Raw genomic sequence first — 19,961 nt, forward strand, 5'->3', positions numbered from 1 at the left:
CAAACTCTCCAATTAGTATTGAAAAGAGCGATGTGCTCATTTTGAAACTGACGATTCATTAAATGAATCTTTTTTAAAAATTAACGCGTTCCATTTGTTCAGTTTTCAAAGAACTTGCTCCTGGCATTTCGACATCCAATGTCTCTTGCACAGGAATTAGAGTATATCATGTTTGTTTCTATCTTGTCAACTTATTTTTTCATCGCTTGTGTTTCGTATGTGCGATGCGTCGTAAGCACAAGAGATAATATACCATGCTGTCATTGAGTTTGCAAGCTTTTTTTGAAATAAAAAAATCATTCGTATAAATAACTTCGAGACAACACAAATTGATACCATTCATCCATTATTTGTGGCTAAATAGAATTTATCGTATTCGCCAATCTTACCTTCTAACTATCAGTACAGAGAGGAGTCAAAATGAAGACCAAACCTACAGACGCTGCGTCCACGGTAGACAGCAAGGACAAAGAGCAGCGTAATCTGCAGCAGGCAACGATTTATAAAATTTTGTTAGCTGTCAGTTCTGTTCATTTATTTAATGATTCTATACAGGCAGTCATTCCAGCAATCTTCCCTATTCTCAAAGATAATCTACTGCTCTCTTTCGCCCAGATTGGATGGATCTCATTCGCTTTAAATATGACGTCATCAGTAATCCAACCCGTCATTGGATATGCTGCAGACCGTAAACCCCGTCCTATATTATTACCACTAGGTATGTGCAGCACATTTTTAGGTGTACTTCTATTGGCTTATGCCAATAGCTATTTTTTGGTCTTATTCTCGGTTATCCTGATCGGATTCGGTTCAGCCACCTTCCACCCAGAGGGTATGCGTGTTGCTCATATGGCCGCAGGTCAGCGAAAGGGATTGTCGCAATCTATTTTTCAAGTGGGCGGCAATGCTGGACAGTCCCTTGGTCCAATGCTTACGAAATGGGTATTCATCCCCTTTGGCCAGATTGGTGCCCTAGGCTTCACGATCGTCGCGGCTGCCGGAATCGCTGTTCAGACCTATGTAGCTCGCTGGTATAGAGAAATGCTAGATGCCGGTTATACCTTTCATAAAAAATCAACAGCACGAGCAATCGACCCCGCCCGCCGAAAAAGCATACGAACAGCAACGATTATTCTTGTATTCCTAGTCTTTGTTAGGTCTTGGTATGGCGCTTCTATCGGTAGCTACTACGCCTTCTATCTAATGGACAAATATCAAATGACACTGGATAAAGCCCAAATCTATATTTTTATGTATTTGGCTGCTGGCGCAGTGGGTACATTTTTTGGGGGTCCGCTGGCTGACCGTTTTGGACGGCGTAATCTCATCTTACTGTCAATGGTCGGAACCGTCCCCTTTGCGCTTGCTCTACCCTTTGTAGGTCCATTATGGGCGGCTGTATTGCTGCTGATTGGCGGTTTCATACTTCTGTCCAGCTTCTCGGTTACCGTCATTTATGCTCAAATGCTATATCCGGGCAACATTGGCACAGTTTCAGGTCTGATCACGGGACTTGCTTTTGGACTCGGCGGGATCGGCTCATTAGTCCTCGGCAACCTCATTGATAGTATCGGGATTGCTAAAGTGTTCATCGCTTGCGGCTTCCTCCCGCTGCTTGGGTTTCTTGCCTTGCTTCTTCCTAGAGATGAGAAATTAGAAGAATGGGCGGCGCAATAACTTCTCAATGATCACTTAAGGCTTTACTCATTACTGTAGAAAATAGAGCGGCAGCCTTCCCGCTGCCTTCAGTCATATAATTATCCTGATTCGTACGATCAAAACCCATCCATACCGCAGCTGTCCACTCCGAAGTATAGCCTACAAACCAAAGATCCCGATTGGCTTTCTTGCTCACGCCAGCCAAGTCCAATTGGGTCGTACCGGTCTTTCCCGCTACTGGTCTGTTCATCTGCGCTTTTTTCCCTGTTCCTTCATTAACAACATTGCGTAACATAGCCGTCATCGCTTCTGCGGTACGCGGCGAGATTACCTGACTTGATTCAGAGGGATGAGTATACAAGACCTTCCCTTTTGAATCCGTTATGGAGCGCACCATATGAGCCGCATTAAATTTGCCTCCACTAGCAAAGACACTGTAGGCCTGGGCCATTTTTAGTGGAGAAACCCCATTATGAAGCCCCCCCAAAGCTATAGATAAATGATTGTCCTCCTCCGTCAGTACAATTCCTAATTTGGCGGCAAATTGCCGCGCAGAAGAGATTCCAACCTGCTTCAAAAGCCATACAGCTGGTGCATTGATGGACTTTTGCAAAGCTGTGTTCATTGTAACCTGACCTTGGTATATACCGTTCAAGTTCTCAGGCTTATAGCTGCCATAAGCAACTTTACGGTCGGACAGCATACTATTCGAGTTGAATTTCCCGCTCTCGAGTGCAGGTCCATAATCAATGATCGGCTTAAAACTGGAACCAGGCTGACGTGCATCAATAATAGCTCTGTTCAAATTGCCCTCGTTTTGATCTCGCCCACCAATCAACGCCACTACTTCTCCTGTACGATGATCCATTATGGTCATAGCTGCTTCTACCTGCTGATCTTTTCCGTCAGGTGGAAATGAAGCCTCTTTGAGAACGGCCTGCTCAAGTGCCTGCTGTGCTTTGATGTTCAAACCTGTAACTATAGTGTAGCCGCCTGTACGAAGCTCCTCTACGGATTTCCCTGTGATCTGAGCCGCTTCCTTAAGGGCGGCATCCACATAATACACTCCGGCAACCCCATTTTCGACCGCAGCTGGAGGCTGATATTGTTTATTCAGAGCTTCCTGCATTTGCTCATACGTGATTAGTCGCTGATTGAACATCATCTTTAGCACTAGATTTCTTCTCGTTTTGGATAATGCACTATTGTCTACTGGGTTATAAATAGAGGGGCCTTTAGGGATTCCCGCCAGAGTGGCTATTTGCCAGATCTCCAATTTTTTCAGAACAGACACGCCGAAGTAACGCTTCGCTGCTGCTTTTACTCCATATTGTCCCCGCCCCATATAAATCTGATTGAGGTACAGCTGCAAAATCTCACGTTTCGTCAGTCGCTGCTCCAAGGCAAAAGCAATAGAGGTTTCATTTAACTTACGCAGCATATTCTTATCTCTGTTCAAATAAAGATTGCGAGCAAGCTGTTGAGTAATACTACTGCCACCTTCTGATAAACTCATGTCCAAGATATTTTTTAAGAAAGCGCGTGATATCCCTTTATAATCGACCCCTTGATGGCTATAAAAACGGCGGTCTTCTACTGTTAAAAAGGTATTTATCAATAAAGCCGGCATCTCCTCAAGCTCTGCTGTAAGCCTATAACCCGAGCTCGGTAGCGGAGTCATTCGTATAACTGTTCCATCTGAAGCTGTGATGATGCTTGATTCTGGCAATTGCAGCCTATCCTCATGCCGGTTAAGTACGATCCCCCCATACTGGTATACATAAAACAAAATCAAAAGCGCCAATACCGTACTAATAACACTCACATCAAATAATAGGTACCCTACTCGCAATATCCGGGTGCGTGCATTCCATCTGCTCATGATTCGATAATCAGGTTCTCCAGGAACCGCTCCATACTGCGCACTTCATCATTCGTTGCTGCAAGAAGTGTATGTACTTCCGCCTCATCCTCTTCAACCTCACGGAGGGTGCGAAGTATCGCCCTAGTCCTTATTAATAAAGCTACTGCTGGTGTGTCCTCTATCCGCTTTGAGCTTGCATCCCTATCTGGAACTTCTATTCTTTGCATTCGATTGAGGTTAGCAGCAATTTCACCTATTTCTCCTCCAGAAAGAACCTTGATGTTCTGAGCGACTCCTTTGTCTGCCAGCTCCGAGGTTCCCACCACTAGCGAGCGCAAATCATCAGCTATTTTCTGTGAACGAAGAACATACAGCCCACCGAAGACTAGAATAAATAGAAGGATGGCACTAGGGGTTTGACCCAAATGATTAATAACCCAATGAATAAGCCGGACAAAAAAGGCTTCTGATTGGCCCGAATAATGAGAATACAGCAAAGCGACAGCCCGCTGGACAACAAAAAGAAAGGCAGCACTCAAAAGAGCGCAACCCATAAAAATATATAAATAGCTGATACGAACCGTCCGAAGTTTTGGCATGGTAGTTCCCTCCTTGTGCCACAAGGATAACTTCCAAATCTTAAGAACCCGCCAGAGTTTTCTTAAGATTCTATGAAGAATGGGAAACGGGTAATAAAATCCGTGCGAAGAGATGTACTTTCTACATAAATAACGCCATTGTGGCGTTCGATGATACTTTTGGCAATCGCAAGTCCAAGCCCTGAGCCGCCTGTATGCTGTGAACGCGACTTTTCTGCCCGATAGAATCGTTCAAAAATAAAAGGGATATCACTTTCCGCAATCCTCTCTCCGAAGTTGCTAATACGGACCACAGCATCCTTTTCCTTTTTACTGAAACCTATCTCCAATTTCCCGCCGCTTCTGCCGTAACGGATCGCGTTAGTAATCAGATTTTCATAAGCACGTACTAATTCTTTAGGCGAAGCCTCTATCCATAACTCATCAGCAACGTCCTCGATCTCATAGAGCATATCCGCCTTTGTTAGTTCAGGAACTGACTCCTCCGCCAGCTGCCGTATGAAGGCCTTCAAATCCAATCTCTGCATAACCAAAGGGTACTCTCCACTATTTACACGTGTGTATTCAAAAAGATCATCGATCAGTTTACGCAGCACCAGGGATTTGTTGTAGGCTATATCCACGTAATACCGTATTTCCGCTTCTTCCTGACATCGATCTTGTTCGATGTATTCCAGAAAACCCAAGACAGAGGTAAGCGGGGTGCGTAAATCATGGGAAACACCTGTGATCAAGTCATTTTTTGCATTTACAGCTTTACGTTCCTCCTCTATGGAGTGCTGCAAACGCTCAGCCATTTCATTAATATTCTCAGCCAGCACACCCAGCTCATCCGTGGTTCTGACTTCAATTCTATGGGACATCCCGGAGCTTGTAATTTCTCGAATCCCTTTCGTGATCTCTTCCAGATACAGCACAACTTTACGAGTGTAGATAAAAAAGAATAATAAAAAGCTGATAATACCCGCTGCTGTCATTAGTGGCATAGAACCAATATGATTAATAATCCAGCGCAGTATGCGTGAATAGGGCGCCGACTCTGAAGCCGGATTTAGATAGATCATAAAGTTGACGAGTTGGTACCCTGCCATAAGCAGCAAAGCGCCTGAAAGCACACTCAGCAAAAAAGCGAACATAAACTTCCAGCGAATCGTCGTTATATATTTAGAATTCAAGAAGCCTCACCTAATCCTTTCAGGAAGGTCCGTCCAATTTATAGCCAACTCCCCAGACGGTTTGTATGTAACGTGGGCGTTTCGAATCGATTTCGATTTTGTCTCGGAGATTACGAATATGTACCATCACTGTGTTACCGCCATCTAGAAAAGGTTCATTCCATACCTTATTGTAAATTTGCTCCAAGCTAAGCACTTGACCTTGGTGTCTCGCCAAAAGCTCTAGAATAGAGAATTCCCGCGGAGTCAGTTTAATCTTCTGCTGGTCTACATACACCTCATGCTTAGACGTATCTATAGTCAGATCCTCAAAGCTTAGTTTGCTGTCGTTTCCCAACGTATTACTATCCTTATTAAATCCGTGATAACGGCGCAGCTGTGATTTTACTCGTGCCACAATCTCCAAGGGATTAAACGGCTTGCCCACGTAGTCATCTGCCCCCAGGCTCAGGCCGGAGATTTTGTCCATATCTGTATTTTTGGCTGATAGTATGATAATTGGCATTTTCCGCTCTTCACGGATCTTCATACATGCAGCTAGCCCGTCCATTTTAGGCATCATGACATCAAGAATAATTAGGTCAACTTCCTCTTTCTGCAGACATTCCAGCGCTTCCATTCCATCATAAGCCTTTAGCAGTCTATAGCCTTCATTACAGAGATAAATCGTTAACAGTTCTACAATTTCCTTCTCATCGTCTACTAACAATATCGTTTCTCTCTTCACAGGAAGGGTTTCCTTTCAAATATAGTAATAAATATCTATAGCCTATATATTAGCAGATCATCCGAATTTTTTTTCTAAAAAAGAAACGTTTAGTTGTATCCACGCAAAAAAGGCCCCTGCTCCTCTCGCATTTAAACGAAATGGAACCGGGAACCTTTTGGAATCGAATATAGTTTGTTACTTACATATCCAACAAGCGAATTAGCTCATCTTCATCCTCAATGACTTGAATGCCTAACTGCTGCGCTTTAGCCAGCTTACTGCCAGCTTTTTCACCAGCGATAACTAAATCCGTCTTCTTCGACACACTTCCGGACACCTTTGCTCCGAGTGCTTCCAGACGTTCAGCTGCTTCATCTCGGGTAAGCTTTTGCAAGGAACCGGTCAATACGACCGTTTTGCCACTAAAGAAGGAATCGGTATTAACAGGACGTGGTGCCTCAGGAGCCTTCGCTTCCACACCCAACGCCCGCAAGCGGGAAACATTAGCTACTACAACTGGATCTGCGAAGAAGCTGACAATGCTCTCGGCGACAATCCCACCAATGTCTGGCAACTCAGCGAGCTCCTCGGCTTTGGCCTGCATCACAGCATCCAGATCGCGAAAATGATCAGCCAACATCTTCGTCGTTGCTTTACCTGTGTTAGGGATCCCTAACGCAAAGAGAAATGAAGCAAGATCTCTACCTTTGCTATCTTCTAAAGCTTGCAGCAAATTCTGTGCTTTTTTCTCACCAAAACGGTTCAGCTGTACGAGCTGCTCAAAGTTCAGTTCATACAGATCCGCAGAGTCATGTACATTAAGCTCATCATAGAGCTGACCCGCCGTCTTCTCACTGAATGTCTCAATATCCATCGCATCACGCGAAGCAAAGTGGGTAATCCGACTGATAATCTGCGGCCTACAATTCAGTTTATTGTTACAGAAAAGATGTGCTCCGCGCATTTCTAACGGATATCCACAAGCTGGACAATCCTCAGGGAAAATAATCTCTCCACCGTCATTCTCCTCTGTTACCTTGCCGAGAATTTCTGGGATAACATCATTGGAACGACGAATAAAGACCCGCGAACCTAGGGCAAATTTCAAGTTTTTGCGCTCAATATCACCCACATTATTCAGGGTGCAGTTCTGAACGGTAACTCCAGCAAGCTCTACAGCCTCAACCCGAGCCAGCGGAGTCACTTTACCTGTACGACCTACATTCCAGCTAACGGACTCCAGCACGGTCGTCGTTTCTTCGGCTTCAAATTTATAAGCTACTGCCCAACGTGGGAACTTGTCAGTGTATCCAAGCACCTCACGGATTCTGAAATCCGTGACCTTAATTACAGCCCCATCAATGAGGTAATCGAGACTCGAACGACTCTCCTCGATTCCAGCAAGCTGCTCAGTTACATCATCAAAATCATTGCAGTAGGTCAGGTATGGGTTCACTTTAAATTTGTTATTCCGCAGAAAATCCATCATTTCCTGATGATCAGCGAACTCCGCACCTTCTGCAAAGCCTACATTATAGAAAAAAGCGTTCAAACGGCGGTCCGCAGTAGTCTTAGGATTAAGATTACGCAGTGCACCTGCTGCTGCATTACGCGCATTCTTCAGCGGCTCAGCAGCCCTTGTATTATAATCAGCCAGCACAGACAGATTCATAATCCCTTCACCCTGAACCTCAATGACCCCATCCTTGAAGGGAATCGTCAATGGAACGGATTTGATGGTCTTCACCTGTGCAAGTATTCCTTCGCCAACTACACCATTGCCACGCGTCGATGCCTGTTCGAGAACACCATTACGATAGGTTAAATTCAGCGTTAAGCCATCGAACTTCAGTTCTACTGCATAACAAGGATCAGGAAGAGGGTTGTCTGGATTCTTAAGATTGTATTCATTCACTAACCGGAGCACCCGGGTATTCCAGCTGCGCAGCTGTTCAATATTCTGTGCTTTATCCAGACTCCAAAGCGGTGCCAGATGCCGATGCGGCGTGAAGCCCTTAAGCAGCTCTCCACCTACACGTTGTGTAGGCGAATCCGGTAGTACGAAGCCACTCTCAGCCTCCAGTGCTACAAGCTTGTCGTATAAAACATCGTATTCCTTATCGCTGACTAGCGGTGCATCCAGCGTGTAGTAGTGGTAATTATAATTATTTAATTCCGCAACAAGCTCTTCCATCACATGCATAGCATCCATGCAGGTACATCCCTCCGTCAATAAGTTTCCTAAAGTTAGCGTGGTCTAAATATCCGTTCGTTAATCGTTGTCTGCTATTATTCCACTTTGGTAATCGGTGCAAACCCCGCAAGCAGGCGTTTCACACCCACAGGTGCTGGAAAAGCAATCTGCAGCTCCGTGTCATTCCCGCTGCCTTTAACAGATACAACGGTGCCGGTGCCCCATTTGCCGTGGGAGACCTTGTCACCCGCTTTGTAATCGCCAGCTGCTGCAGCCCCTGCTCCGGTAGCACGCTGTGCGCCTCCGGAGGTCACGGTCACGCTGCTTTTGCTTGCCGCCGCTGACGCCGTGCTTCCGCCGCCTGCCGGCGTAGCTCCGGCGGCTCCGCCTCGGCCGCCAAAGTTCCCACGGCCACCGCTGCCGAATCCGCGTCCGCCGTAAGCACCGCCTACCTCCGCGCCTCCGCGCTGGAAGCGGTCTTGAGTCTTAACGGTATCTTCCTTCAGTTCCTCCGGAATCTCCTCTAAGAAGCGGGACGGTTGGTTCGCCGTCGTCCGCCCAAAGAGCGTGCGCATCCGCGCACAAGAGAGAAACAGTTGTTTCTCCGCGCGGGTGATCCCCACATACGCAAGCCGGCGTTCCTCTTCCAGCTCGTCGTTGTCCTGAAAGGCACGGCTGTGTGGGAACACGCCTTCTTCCATTCCGACGATAAATACCGTCGGGAACTCCAGACCTTTGGCGCTGTGCATCGTCATTAACACAACCGCATCACTACGATCCTCTTCATCATCGTTCACACTATCGATATCTGCGATAAGTGCAAGATCCGTGAGGAAGGAGACCAGCGACTTGTCTTCATTGTTCTTTTCAAACTCCATCGTCACCGATAAGAACTCATCGATATTCTCTAGCCGCGAACGTGATTCGAGTGTATTTTCATTTTGCAGCTCCAAACGGTACTGCGACATCTCCAGTATTTTTTCCGTCAATTCGGTTACAGACAAGAACTCCACCATACGATGCAGAGCTTCAATCATATCGTAGAACTCTACTAGCATATTCCGCGTCCGTCCAGCAAAGCCCAAATCATCGACCGTTTGCAGAACGCGGAAAATAGAAACACCACGTTCACCAGCCGCAGCTGCCAGCTTACCAACCGTTGTATCTCCTAATCCACGCTTAGGAACATTAATAATACGCGTCAGGCTGATATCATCATCAGGGTTAGACAATAAACGTAGATATGCCAGCAGATCCTTGATTTCTTTACGATCATAGAACTTGATCCCGCCAACGATTTGATATGGAATATCTGATTTGATCAGAATTTCCTCTATTACCCGTGACTGAGCATTCGTCCGATACAAAATCGCGTGATTCTGGTAGGCTTGACCTTGTTTCACATTTTTGCTGATTTCTCCGGTTACAAAATATCCTTCGTCATGCTCGGAATCCGCCCGGTACACCTTAATCTTGGCGCCTTCCTCGGAATCGGTCCACAGCTTTTTCGGTTTACGGCCACTATTAAGCGCGATTACCCCATTGGCTGCATTCAGGATATTAGCGGTTGAACGGTAATTCTGTTCTAGCAGAATCGTCTTCGCTTCCGGATAATCCTCTTCAAAATTAAGAATATTCGTAATATCCGCACCACGCCAGCGATAGATCGACTGGTCACTATCCCCTACCACACAAATGCGGTGGTGGCTGTCTGCCAGCATGCGGCACAACATGTATTGTGCTCTGTTCGTATCCTGATACTCATCCACATGGATGTATTTGAATTTCTTTTGGTAAAAATCCAGAACCTCGGGAACTTCCTTAAATAATTCGATAGTCTTCATAATCAAATCATCAAAATCAAGCGAGTTATTGCTTCTCAAACGTCTTTGATACATTTTATAAACCTTAGCAACTAAACCTTCGAAATAATCACCGACTTTTTGCTCATACTGCGCCGGAGTTATCAACTCATTCTTAGATGCGCTAATTATGGCTTGTACAGCTTTCGGTTCGAATTTTTTCGTATCAATATTCAGTTCCTTCATGCAATTACGAATGACTGATAACTGATCTGTAGAGTCCAGAATCGAGAAGTTGGAGGTAAATCCAATCCGCTCAATATCCTTCCGCAAGATCCGAACACACATGGAGTGAAAGGTAGATACCCAAATATCTCTTCCCTCAGGTCCAACGAGCTTAGATACACGTTCCTGCATTTCCCTCGCAGCTTTATTCGTAAATGTAATCGCCAAAATCGCCCAAGGCGGCGCCTTTCGATTAGCAATCAGCCAGGCAATTCTGTGAGTCAGCACTCTCGTCTTCCCACTGCCCGCACCAGCCATAATCAAAAGGGGTCCTTCAGTAGTTTCGACAGCCTGCCTTTGTGGAGGATTCAATCGGCTGACCGCGTCTTGTATGTTAATAAGTTGCATGTGTAACATGCTCCTTTCCAAAAATGAAATTACAAATCATAAGTAGTCCATAAGCTAGCCGCTACTCGAACTGCTCTTGCACCGTCTTTTTAACAGCTAATACCGTACGAATTGCCTGCTCTACATCCCGATAAATAATATTGCCGACAACTACTGTATCACATAGAGCTGCTGCCTGCTCGGCCTCCGCCTCACAAGTAATGCCGCCTCCATAAAATAGTTGGGCTTGCTCCACCATCTCACGCACTATACGTACTGTCTCCATCTCCCCAAATCTACCGCTATATTCAAGATATACTATTGGCAGAGACATCAGCTTGTCCGCAACCTGGGCATACGCAGCCGCCTCTTCAGCATTAATGGTTGTCTCGGCCCCTGTAATCCGCGCAACTGAAGAATCACTGTTCAAAACGACGTAACCTTCCGTTAGCAGCTGATCCCATGGGATCATAAATCCATAACGCTCTATAGCTCGACGATGATGACCTACAATCCAAGCTGGATCGGGTGTATTTAGCACCATAGGAATCATATAAAGATCAAATCCGGGTACAGCAGCTTCAAGTTCGGATACCTCGAGTGCACAGGGCAGCTCAAAACGTCTTACTCTTGATAAGAGATCTACTGTATTCTCATAGGTTACTCCTGTAGAGCCCCCTATCAATAGGGCATCCGTGCCGGACAAGCAAACGGCCTCCAAATCCTCATCAGAAATCATACGATCCGGGTCCAACTTAAACACATGCCGCCAAGGTTTGATCATTTGCTGTACTGATTTCATGAGAATCATCCTTAATTGTCATTTGGGCAAGACAAAACACTCCTGCCGCCGCAAAAGATATAGATCTAGTCTATGCCAGCACAGGAGGTGTGTCAATTTAAAGCGAACAAAAATACGAACATTTTTTCGTATATAAATTTGGGGTCCCTGCAAAGTACCTGAATACGCATCTGAGGAAAGCATCACTTTGCGGGGATATATTAGTGGTAATGAGTGGAGAAAGATTTCAGCGCATACCTTTGAGGTTATTCAAATCATTTTCAGGCACAAAATCACTATAAAATCCGTCTACACCCATACGAGATAGCTCTCTAATCTCATCCTCTTCATCCACTGTATGAACGTATACACGAGCTCCGATATTTTTTAACTGTTTGACAAAACTCTTGGTGGCCCGGCTAACTGGCATCGTAATATCCACACCTGTTTTTTTAACAAACTCAATAACTTGTTCATCCGTATCCTTAGATTGGTACAAGGTGTAAAGCACTTCTGGAAAAGAATACACCTTATTGATCTCATCAAGCATCGGCTGATTGTAGATCTGTGGAACTATCCGCTCCAACAACGCTGGATCCCGACGCTGCGCCGCTTGGGTCAGCAATGTAAATTGCTTCTCTATAAGATCCGGTTGGATTTCTTTGGTATCCGTAACGATATAAGCATCTGGATAATTCTGCATTAGATCAAGCACCTTCTCAATATCAAGGGGAGAGTATATATTCAGGATGGGGCTGTCCATAAATTCCTCGTAATCTAGTGCCACACCCTGTTTATTAGCAGGGAGAACCTCCAACTGACCTAAAAGCTTGCTCATATTGCCTGTCCATTCATGCCGAGCAACCAACTGATCATCCTTCGATAGCAAAAAATCAACTTCAAATACGCGAGTGCCCCGTTCATAGTTAGCGACAAATGCCTCCCAAGCATTGGTATACGCATAGCCGTTGATTCCCCCCATGGCATGTGCAACGATTTTGTGCGCTTCAAAGCCGCTCACGGGTTGCTCTTCCTCTTTGTTCAACGTTATTACAAGAATCATTATTAGTGCGACAATCATTACTACGGTTGCAATAATCTTTTTCTTATTCATAGTTGTGAGTTTCCTTTACAAAGTTTAGATTAGAAAATTAATACCCCGCTCTGCCAGTGGCAAAACGGGGTATTATTAAAATTTCACAAATCTAAATAAGTGCAGGTCTCAATATGCGTTTTTGTTAACGAAGCCGTTGCGAATCGTTTTGAAAATAATTCGAATGTCGAACAGTAAGGACCAGTTCTCGATATAGAAAATATCGTGCTTAATCCGTTCCTCAATTGAAGTGTCCCCGCGCAGCCCATTGCTCTGTGCCCAGCCCGTAATTCCTGGACGCACATGGTGCTTCACCATATACTTCGGAATTTCATCACGGAATTGTTCTACATAAAATGGTCGTTCTGGCCGTGGGCCAACTACACTCATATGACCCAGTAACACATTAAAAAATTGCGGAAGCTCATCCAGACTTGTCTTACGGATAAAGGTTCCAAATCGAGTTCTACGCGGATCTTCCCGCGTACTCCAACCTGTATCTTCTTCCCCGTCCTGCTGCATCTTCATTGAACGAAACTTATACATCATAAAATTACGCCGATTAAGTCCCACCCGTTCCTGCCGGAATATAATCGGTCCCGGTGAGGTAAGACGTACGCCGAGAGCTACGATCAGCATCACGGGAGATATCATAATAATCGCGAATAGAGAGAACACGATATCAAACAAACGTTTTGCCATCTTATTACCCGTCATATCCAGTGGAATATCACGAACATTAATCATTGGCATACCTGCGAAGTTATCAAAGTAAGGACGCGCCGGTAAATAATCAAAGAAATCCGGAATAATCAATGTGCGTACCCCTGCTTTTTCACAGGCCGCAATAATCGAAGGATATTTAGAATGCGCATCGAGCGGCAAGGCTAGAATAACCTCGTCCACAGGCAGCATCTCCAGCATTCCGGATAACTGATCGACCGTTCCCAGGATAGGTTTATACCGTTGCTCCTCAATCCCGTCCCAAGTATGGTAATCGTCTAAAAAGCCAATGGCTTCATATCCAAGCTCAGGATATTGTTCCAAATTGTTGTAGAATCTTTTACCAAGAGTACCTGCGCCGATGATAAGTACGAACTGGCGGTTCAATCCTTTTTCGCGCAAAGATTTAAGCATCTTCTTCAGCACATAACGGTAAAGCATAATGGAAAGAACGTTAAATCCCATATAAATAGCAAGGTAGACACGGGAGATATCAATTTCTTTCACAAAAAACATCAAACCCAGCAGAATAAAAATACCAATTATATGCACTTGAAAAATCTTCAGAAATTCATCGACAAAACGTTTCTTACGCTTAGGCAAATACAGTGACAGGAGTATACCAATTAGAACTGCCACTCCGCCATAAATTAAACTCCAATAAGCGTAAGACTCTACGGGCAGCGTGTTATAGGATTCCATCCATCCGCTCTTGAACTTGATCCACCAAGCCGCTAAAAAGGACAGTTGGATGACAAGAAAGTCAGCAACCATATAGAGCTGTGTCAAAAATTTCTGATTCCGCCGAATCATAATCTCACCTCAGTATTCTTATCGTTACGAGCGCCAGTTTCCGTAGCAGAGCTAAGACTCTGTGCAGGTGATGGAACTGCTTTAGGAAAGATTAGGGCATTCCGCAAAAGGGACAGAGCAAATTTCACACCAACACCAGCATATACTGTTCCATTTATAATACTGTTGTACTTCCTACTATAATGCTTACGATGAAATAAAATCATTGCCCTATGAAATTCATAGACGATCTTGAACGGTCTACGTCTGGCACTGCCGCCCTTAAGATGTACGATGGAGGTCTTCGGATAATAATAAATCTCCCACCCAGCCTCTTTAATACGATAGCACCAATCTAAATCCTCACCGTACATAAAAAACTCTTCATCTAATCCGCCGACCTGATCAATCGTCTCCCGCCGCAACAACATAAACGCACCCACCAGACAATCTATCGGGTAATCAAGATCAGGGTCCAGATAACCTAACTGGTAACCGTTAAACTTCGGTCGATCTGGAAATAACTTACTGAAACCAAAAGCATAATAGAAGGAAGCTGACGGTGTAGGAAATCCACGCTTACACGCTTTATCCAGCGACCCATCTGGCAAAATAATCTTACATCCTGACGCCCCAACATCGGACCGACCATCCATAAAGGAGATCATCGTCTCCAGCGTATCCCTGCGTACCACCGTATCTGAATTGAGCAAAAGCACATAACGTCCGGATGAAGCTTCCATCCCCTGATTATTTGCACGGGCAAAACCGACATTGTCGTTATTTGCGATCAACATGACACTTGGAAACTCTCTACCAATCATCTCTACCGAATCATCATGGGAATTGTTGTCTATCAAAATAATCTCATAGGAATAGTTCGTTTCTGAGTCATATACCGACCTGATACAGTCCATCGTCAGGCGACACGTGTTGTAATTGACAATAAGTATGCTTACATCTACATTCACTGCGTAACGCTCCTGACAAATATAGTAATCTACCGACAATTATTATAACATAAAACCTCCCTGAGAGGAGATGACCTTTCAGGGAGGTTTTACCAGATACTGTTCAATTTACGGGTTTCTTTCTCTCTTTTACGACGGTCTGTATATATTTTCGTTTCTTTTTCAACGCTGGGAGCTGAGTAAAAAAGGATTTCCATGCTACGATTAACTTTGGCTCTCTCAGAAGCATATAACCATGAGCGGCAATTTCATAGGGAAGAGAAACCAAGATTGTCTTCAGCATAGTTCGAGCCGATTCATTCTTGTAGATCATTTTGTAGCGATTAATGTAAGATATTCGTCGGATAAACATCGGTTTGGTACTGCGGCCAGACGTTTTCCACCCACGTTCATGATACCCAATTGCCTCAGCATCATAATATCCCCGCCAGCCGAATAACTCCGCCCTCCAAGCCACATCCACATCTTCCTTATAGGCAAAAAAATCTGCATCGAAAAACTCCCCACCAACACTAACGTCTTCAATCATCCGCCGAGAATACATCGCCGCAGCCCCAGAAACGCCAAATACTGTCCCCGACTGTGTCCATTGTTCTGCTGGCTCACCTGCACCACGGTCAAACGCACGACGTGCCTTGTTCATCTGAAGACCAGTGCTATCTACTGATCCGTGATCAACCTTTAGCAAAAGCTTACCTGTGGCGCTGCCGATCTGCGGGTTGGCTTCCATTTGTGCGATTAGTCTAGAGATATAGTCTGGAGCCAGCGTCAAATCCGGATTGAGAACGAGCACATAATCTGTTTCTGTAGTAGCTATAGCTTGGTTATGAGCTGGGGCGAAGCCTGTGTTTTTTTGATTTTGGATAAGTAGCAGGCTCGTGGGCGCTTCCATGTTAGCTTGTGAATTGAACGGTTCTAAATCCTCTAGTGAATTACTTGAAAAAGCCCCTTTATCGATCGCGTTAAAGAACATATTCACTTTCTCTGCACAATCGTCCGAAGACGCATTATCCACAACAACAATTTTCTCAATAGGATAATCCTGTGCCATTACTGCCTCTAAGCAATCTATAATGTCATCCGCACTGTTGTAGGTCACGATATGTACACTAACTGTTTTGTTATTCATGAGTATCCTCGACTTTGTAATTTCTAATTAACTACCTGCTTCCTTCTTATTATAACGAAAGAACACAAAAAACTCCCGCATCGTTATAAACGATTTGGGAGTTTCAATTGGTGTTATTCTATTCTTTTAGCTCTAAGAGGAAATCTCTCAAGCCTTCACGCCAAGGCCGAATGTCCTCAAAACCATTCGTACGTATCGACAGATGCTCCATCACCGAATTCCGAGGACGTGGTGCAGGTCTCGGAAACTGTTCCGTGGCACACGGTTCAAGCGTAGCAGTGAATTTGAAACCCAAAATATCCTCGGCCTCTACAAAGATCGCCTGTGTAAATTCAAACCAGGTACAAGAGTCGCTATTTGACGCATGGTATACACCATACTTCTCAGTTTGAACAAGCTCAAGCAAGAATCGAGCTAAATCGACTGTATAAGTAGGCGAACCTTTTTGGTCATCGACAACTTGAAGCATTGGCTTTTCTTGACCAAGCTTTAGCATTGTTTTGACAAAGTTATTCCCGTATTTGCCGTACACCCATGATGTTCGTACGATGAAATACTTAGAGGAGAGGGATTGAACGAGTACCTCACCCGCACGTTTCGATTTGCCGTATATACTCTTAGGGTTTGTATTATCATATTCATGGTAAGGCTGTGCTCCCATACCATCAAACACATAATCCGTGCTAATATACACCAGCTTGGCTCCAGCTTTTTCAGAAGCTAGCGCTACATTTCGGCTTCCAGTAGCATTAATTAAATAAGCTGCATCAATATCACTTTCTGCCGCATCTACTGCCGTATGAGCAGCACAGTGAATAACCGCATCCGGTCCAAAACCGCCAATAACTTGGATGCACTGATCCAGATCAGTAATATCCATCTCCTGACGATCGCAAGCCAACACTTCGTGACCTTGATGCTGGAGCAGTAAAACTACGTCCTGACCTAGTTGTCCGGCCGCACCTGTAACAAGTACCTTCATAGCTATTTTACCCCCGTATCAAAATTACAATGAGTCACCTAATCGATCACCATATTGCTGTTCAGCATATTTTTGGTATTCCCCAGATTGAATACGGGTCCACCACTCGCGGTTATTGAGATACCATTGGATAGTTTCTTTAATACCTGTTTCAAATGTATGTTTCGGCTTCCATCCCAGTTCATTCATAATCTTAGTTGGATCAATACCATAACGGCGATCATGACCAGGACGGTCTTGAACATAAGTAATCAAAGAATCAGGCTTGCCTAGTTCCTGCAATACCGTGTTTACAATATGCACATTCGTACGTTCATTATTACCACCAATGTTGTAGACTTCGCCGTTCACACCCTTGTGAATAACCAGATCAATCGCGCTGCAATGATCCTCAACATACAACCAGTCGCGGATATTCATTCCATCGCCATAAACAGGCAACGCTTGATCAGCAAGTGCGCGGGAGATCATCAGCGGAATAAGTTTTTCCGGGAATTGGTACGGGCCATAATTGTTTGAGCAGCGGGTAATATTCACTGGCAGTCCAAACGTTTCGTGATATGCACGTACTAGCAAGTCTCCACCTGCTTTGCTTGCTGAATATGGACTGTTAGGAGCCAAAGGAGTTTCTTCGGTGAATAATCCAGTCGCACCCAGTGATCCATATACCTCATCCGTAGATACTTGAACAAACTTAGTGATACTGTATTTTTTCGCCGCATCCAAAAGTACTTGTGTTCCAAGTACGTTCGTCTTCACAAACACTTCCGGCTCTAAAATACTCCGATCCACATGCGATTCAGCCGCGAAATTAACAACGACATCCACACCCTGGCTAATCAGTTCATCCATCAGAGTAACATCTGTAATGTCGGCCTTCACGAAAGTGTAATTAGGATTATTCTCAATTGCTTTCAGATTCTCTAGATTACCTGCATACGTCAATGCATCTACATTAACAATTTCGTAATCAGGGTGTTGTTGTAACATGTACAGCACAAAGTTGCTGCCGATAAACCCAGCCCCGCCAGTAACTAGCAGTTTCATTTATAGCCCACCTTTTGTTCTTTGAGATTATATTCAAGTTCTTGCTTACCACTGTTAATCAAAGTTTATTTCCGCATCTTTCAGTAATGGATGACGTTGATCCTTATCCGACAATATCGGACTAGAAGTCGGCCAATCAATACCTAAGGTTGGATCATTCCATAATATGCCACGATCATTTTCAGGGGAATAATATTCGTCCACCTTATATAATACTTGGGTGTTAGGCACTAACGTACAAAAACCATGCGCGAAGCCTTTAGGCACCAGTAGCTGACGCTTATTATATTCGCTAAGAATTACTCCCACCCATTGCCCAAATGTTGGAGAAGTACGACGGATATCGACGATAACATCATAAATAGCACCGGATAAGACGCGAATTAATTTAGTTTGAGCTTTAGGGTTTAACTGGTAATGTAAGCCACGCAACACCCCAACCTCTGCAGAAAGAGATTGGTTATCTTGGATAAATTGATAGTTAACGCCAAGCTTGTGCATGATTTCTTCGTTGTAGCTTTCCATAAAAAAACCCCGGTTGTCGCCATGGACAACCGGTTCTAGTAGGCTTGCGCCTTGTAGTTGTAATGTTGTAGCTTTCATAATCACAAATCTCCTTCACATCTAAAGTTTCAGCTTTCCAAATTCCTCACCAAAAACAAGGTCTTGGGCCAAATTGTGTGCCTTAGCTAATGAAGCATGTGTACCTGCATCCGTCCACCAGCCTTGAAGAACATCAAAGGTCAACTCTCCACGTTTAATATATGCATTATTAACGTCAGTAATCTCTAATTCTCCACGTGCAGAAGGAGTTATCGTTTTGATTATCTTAAACACTCCACTATCGAACATATAAATTCCTGTCACCGCGTAGCTAGACTTAGGCTCACCTGGCTTCTCTTCAATGGAAACGATTTGATTGCCATCTAACTCAGGCACACCAAATCGCTTAGGATCTGAGACCTCTTGGATCAAAATCTTTGCACCAGATTTTTGTTCACGGAAATTATCAACATAAGGAGAAATATCATCAGCAAATACATTATCACCAAGGATAACAATCATTTGGTCGTTTCCAACAAATTGTTCTGCCAAATCCAAGGCCTGAGCAATCCCACCTGCCTCATCCTGTACTTTATATGTAAAGCATACACCCATTTCCCGACCACTACCTAAAAGATTAACAACATCACCCATATGTTCTTTACCAGTAACAATGAGTATGTCTGTTACATCGGCTTGCTTTAATTTATAAACGGAATGGAAAATCATTGGGTATTTCCCTACGGGAAGAAGATGTTTATTTGTTACTTTTGTTAAGGGGTATAGGCGTGAGCCTGTACCTCCAGCTAGGATTATGCCTTTCAAAATATCCCTTTTGAATTTTCTTTTAGTTTTGTTTTAGAATTGAATGCCCAATATTTATTCAATGCGAAGTTCAATATAGGAACCACTACTATTGCAATCAACTGGCCTACCATATAATTCATTAGGAAAACATTCTGAACTGTAAATAAAATCAACAAATTTACCACTAGACCAAATGAGGAAACTACAAAATACTTTAAAAAAACTTTGAAATTGAATTTTTTTTTGAATGTTAGAATGCTATTCAAATAATATGATATAAATAAAGAAATAAAGAAACCCAGCGTCGATGATAATAAAGGATTTAATCCCACATATTCTGTCATGAACCACAAAGTGACTGTATGTGCAGTTGTTCCTATTCCTCCTACAAATACATAACTAATAAATTGATTAGTGAATAATTTACGTATTCTTTCTCTAATCATCATTATGATCTCAGATTTTTCATTTTACATTCG

The 19,961-nt window shown here is 44.0% G+C and carries 17 protein-coding genes; 1 reads left to right on the top strand and 16 read right to left on the bottom strand.

Annotated elements, in window-relative coordinates; translation table 11 throughout:
- Window positions 1-420: 420 nt before the first annotated feature.
- Window positions 421-1,677 carry an MFS transporter gene (locus NSS82_RS27745; RefSeq protein ID WP_076273737.1) on the top strand — a complete coding sequence of 419 codons (1,257 nt, stop codon included), beginning with the start codon at window positions 421-423 and terminating at the stop codon, window positions 1,675-1,677.
- Window positions 1,678-1,681: 4 nt separating this feature from the next.
- On the opposite strand, the gene NSS82_RS27750 is transcribed toward NSS82_RS27745, so the two are convergent.
- The 16 genes from NSS82_RS27750 to NSS82_RS32745 form a co-directional block, all read right to left on the bottom strand.
- Window positions 1,682-3,541, bottom strand: a complete 1,860-nt coding sequence (locus NSS82_RS27750) for a transglycosylase domain-containing protein (protein ID WP_076273736.1) — start codon at window positions 3,539-3,541, stop codon at window positions 1,682-1,684.
- The gene (locus NSS82_RS27755; RefSeq protein WP_076273735.1) at window positions 3,538-4,122 is read right to left on the bottom strand and encodes a HAMP domain-containing protein; all 585 of its coding nucleotides are present in this window, start codon (window positions 4,120-4,122) and stop codon (window positions 3,538-3,540) included. The genes NSS82_RS27750 and NSS82_RS27755 overlap by 4 nt, the downstream gene beginning before the upstream one ends.
- A 62-nt stretch (window positions 4,123-4,184) precedes the next feature.
- On the bottom strand, window positions 4,185-5,297 hold the full coding sequence (locus NSS82_RS27760; protein WP_076273734.1) for a sensor histidine kinase: 1,113 nt from the start codon (window positions 5,295-5,297) through the stop codon (window positions 4,185-4,187).
- Between the two features lie 19 nt (window positions 5,298-5,316).
- Window positions 5,317-6,024, bottom strand: a complete 708-nt coding sequence (locus tag NSS82_RS27765) for a response regulator transcription factor (RefSeq protein ID WP_036678667.1) — start codon at window positions 6,022-6,024, stop codon at window positions 5,317-5,319.
- 181 nt (window positions 6,025-6,205) lie between these two features.
- Window positions 6,206-8,218, bottom strand: coding sequence for an NAD-dependent DNA ligase LigA (ligA, locus tag NSS82_RS27770; RefSeq protein WP_076137351.1), 2,013 nt, complete (start codon window positions 8,216-8,218; stop codon window positions 6,206-6,208).
- Window positions 8,219-8,295: 77 nt separating this feature from the next.
- Window positions 8,296-10,635, bottom strand: a complete 2,340-nt coding sequence (gene pcrA, locus NSS82_RS27775) for a DNA helicase PcrA (RefSeq protein WP_036678664.1) — start codon at window positions 10,633-10,635, stop codon at window positions 8,296-8,298.
- A gap of 61 nt (window positions 10,636-10,696) precedes the next feature.
- The gene (locus NSS82_RS27780) at window positions 10,697-11,416 is read right to left on the bottom strand and encodes a heptaprenylglyceryl phosphate synthase (RefSeq protein ID WP_143760435.1); all 720 of its coding nucleotides are present in this window, start codon (window positions 11,414-11,416) and stop codon (window positions 10,697-10,699) included.
- 226 nt (window positions 11,417-11,642) lie between these two features.
- Window positions 11,643-12,509 carry a phosphatidylinositol-specific phospholipase C/glycerophosphodiester phosphodiesterase family protein gene (locus NSS82_RS27785; protein WP_038573481.1) on the bottom strand — a complete coding sequence of 289 codons (867 nt, stop codon included), beginning with the start codon at window positions 12,507-12,509 and terminating at the stop codon, window positions 11,643-11,645.
- Between the two features lie 108 nt (window positions 12,510-12,617).
- A complete protein-coding gene (locus tag NSS82_RS27790; RefSeq protein WP_038573482.1) occupies window positions 12,618-14,024 on the bottom strand; it encodes an undecaprenyl-phosphate glucose phosphotransferase in 1,407 nt (468 codons plus the stop codon).
- Window positions 14,021-14,920, bottom strand: coding sequence for a glycosyltransferase family 2 protein (locus NSS82_RS27795; RefSeq protein WP_052097542.1), 900 nt, complete (start codon window positions 14,918-14,920; stop codon window positions 14,021-14,023). The genes NSS82_RS27790 and NSS82_RS27795 overlap by 4 nt, the downstream gene beginning before the upstream one ends.
- A 157-nt stretch (window positions 14,921-15,077) precedes the next feature.
- Window positions 15,078-16,103, bottom strand: coding sequence for a glycosyltransferase family 2 protein (locus NSS82_RS27800; protein ID WP_076222325.1), 1,026 nt, complete (start codon window positions 16,101-16,103; stop codon window positions 15,078-15,080).
- Between the two features lie 118 nt (window positions 16,104-16,221).
- Window positions 16,222-17,085 (bottom strand): dTDP-4-dehydrorhamnose reductase, encoded by an 864-nt coding sequence (gene rfbD / locus NSS82_RS27805; RefSeq protein WP_076222326.1) that lies wholly within the window; start codon window positions 17,083-17,085, stop codon window positions 16,222-16,224.
- A 24-nt stretch (window positions 17,086-17,109) separates the two neighbouring features.
- On the bottom strand, window positions 17,110-18,132 hold the full coding sequence (gene rfbB / locus NSS82_RS27810; RefSeq protein WP_076222327.1) for a dTDP-glucose 4,6-dehydratase: 1,023 nt from the start codon (window positions 18,130-18,132) through the stop codon (window positions 17,110-17,112).
- 54 nt (window positions 18,133-18,186) lie between these two features.
- On the bottom strand, window positions 18,187-18,735 hold the full coding sequence (rfbC, locus tag NSS82_RS27815; protein ID WP_076273733.1) for a dTDP-4-dehydrorhamnose 3,5-epimerase: 549 nt from the start codon (window positions 18,733-18,735) through the stop codon (window positions 18,187-18,189).
- Between the two features lie 21 nt (window positions 18,736-18,756).
- Window positions 18,757-19,500: a sugar phosphate nucleotidyltransferase gene (locus tag NSS82_RS27820; RefSeq protein ID WP_076273732.1), complete on the bottom strand. Its 744-nt coding sequence runs from the start codon at window positions 19,498-19,500 to the stop codon at window positions 18,757-18,759.
- Entirely contained in the window at window positions 19,497-19,931 is a 435-nt protein-coding gene (locus NSS82_RS32745) for a GtrA family protein (RefSeq protein WP_081386744.1), read from the bottom strand. Before NSS82_RS32745 ends, NSS82_RS27820 begins: the two co-directional genes overlap by 4 nt.
- Between the last annotated feature and the right edge of the window lie 30 nt (window positions 19,932-19,961).

This window comes from Paenibacillus sp. FSL H7-0735 (genome assembly GCF_038008505.1).
GTDB lineage: Bacteria > Bacillota > Bacilli > Paenibacillales > Paenibacillaceae > Paenibacillus_AQ > Paenibacillus_AQ odorifer.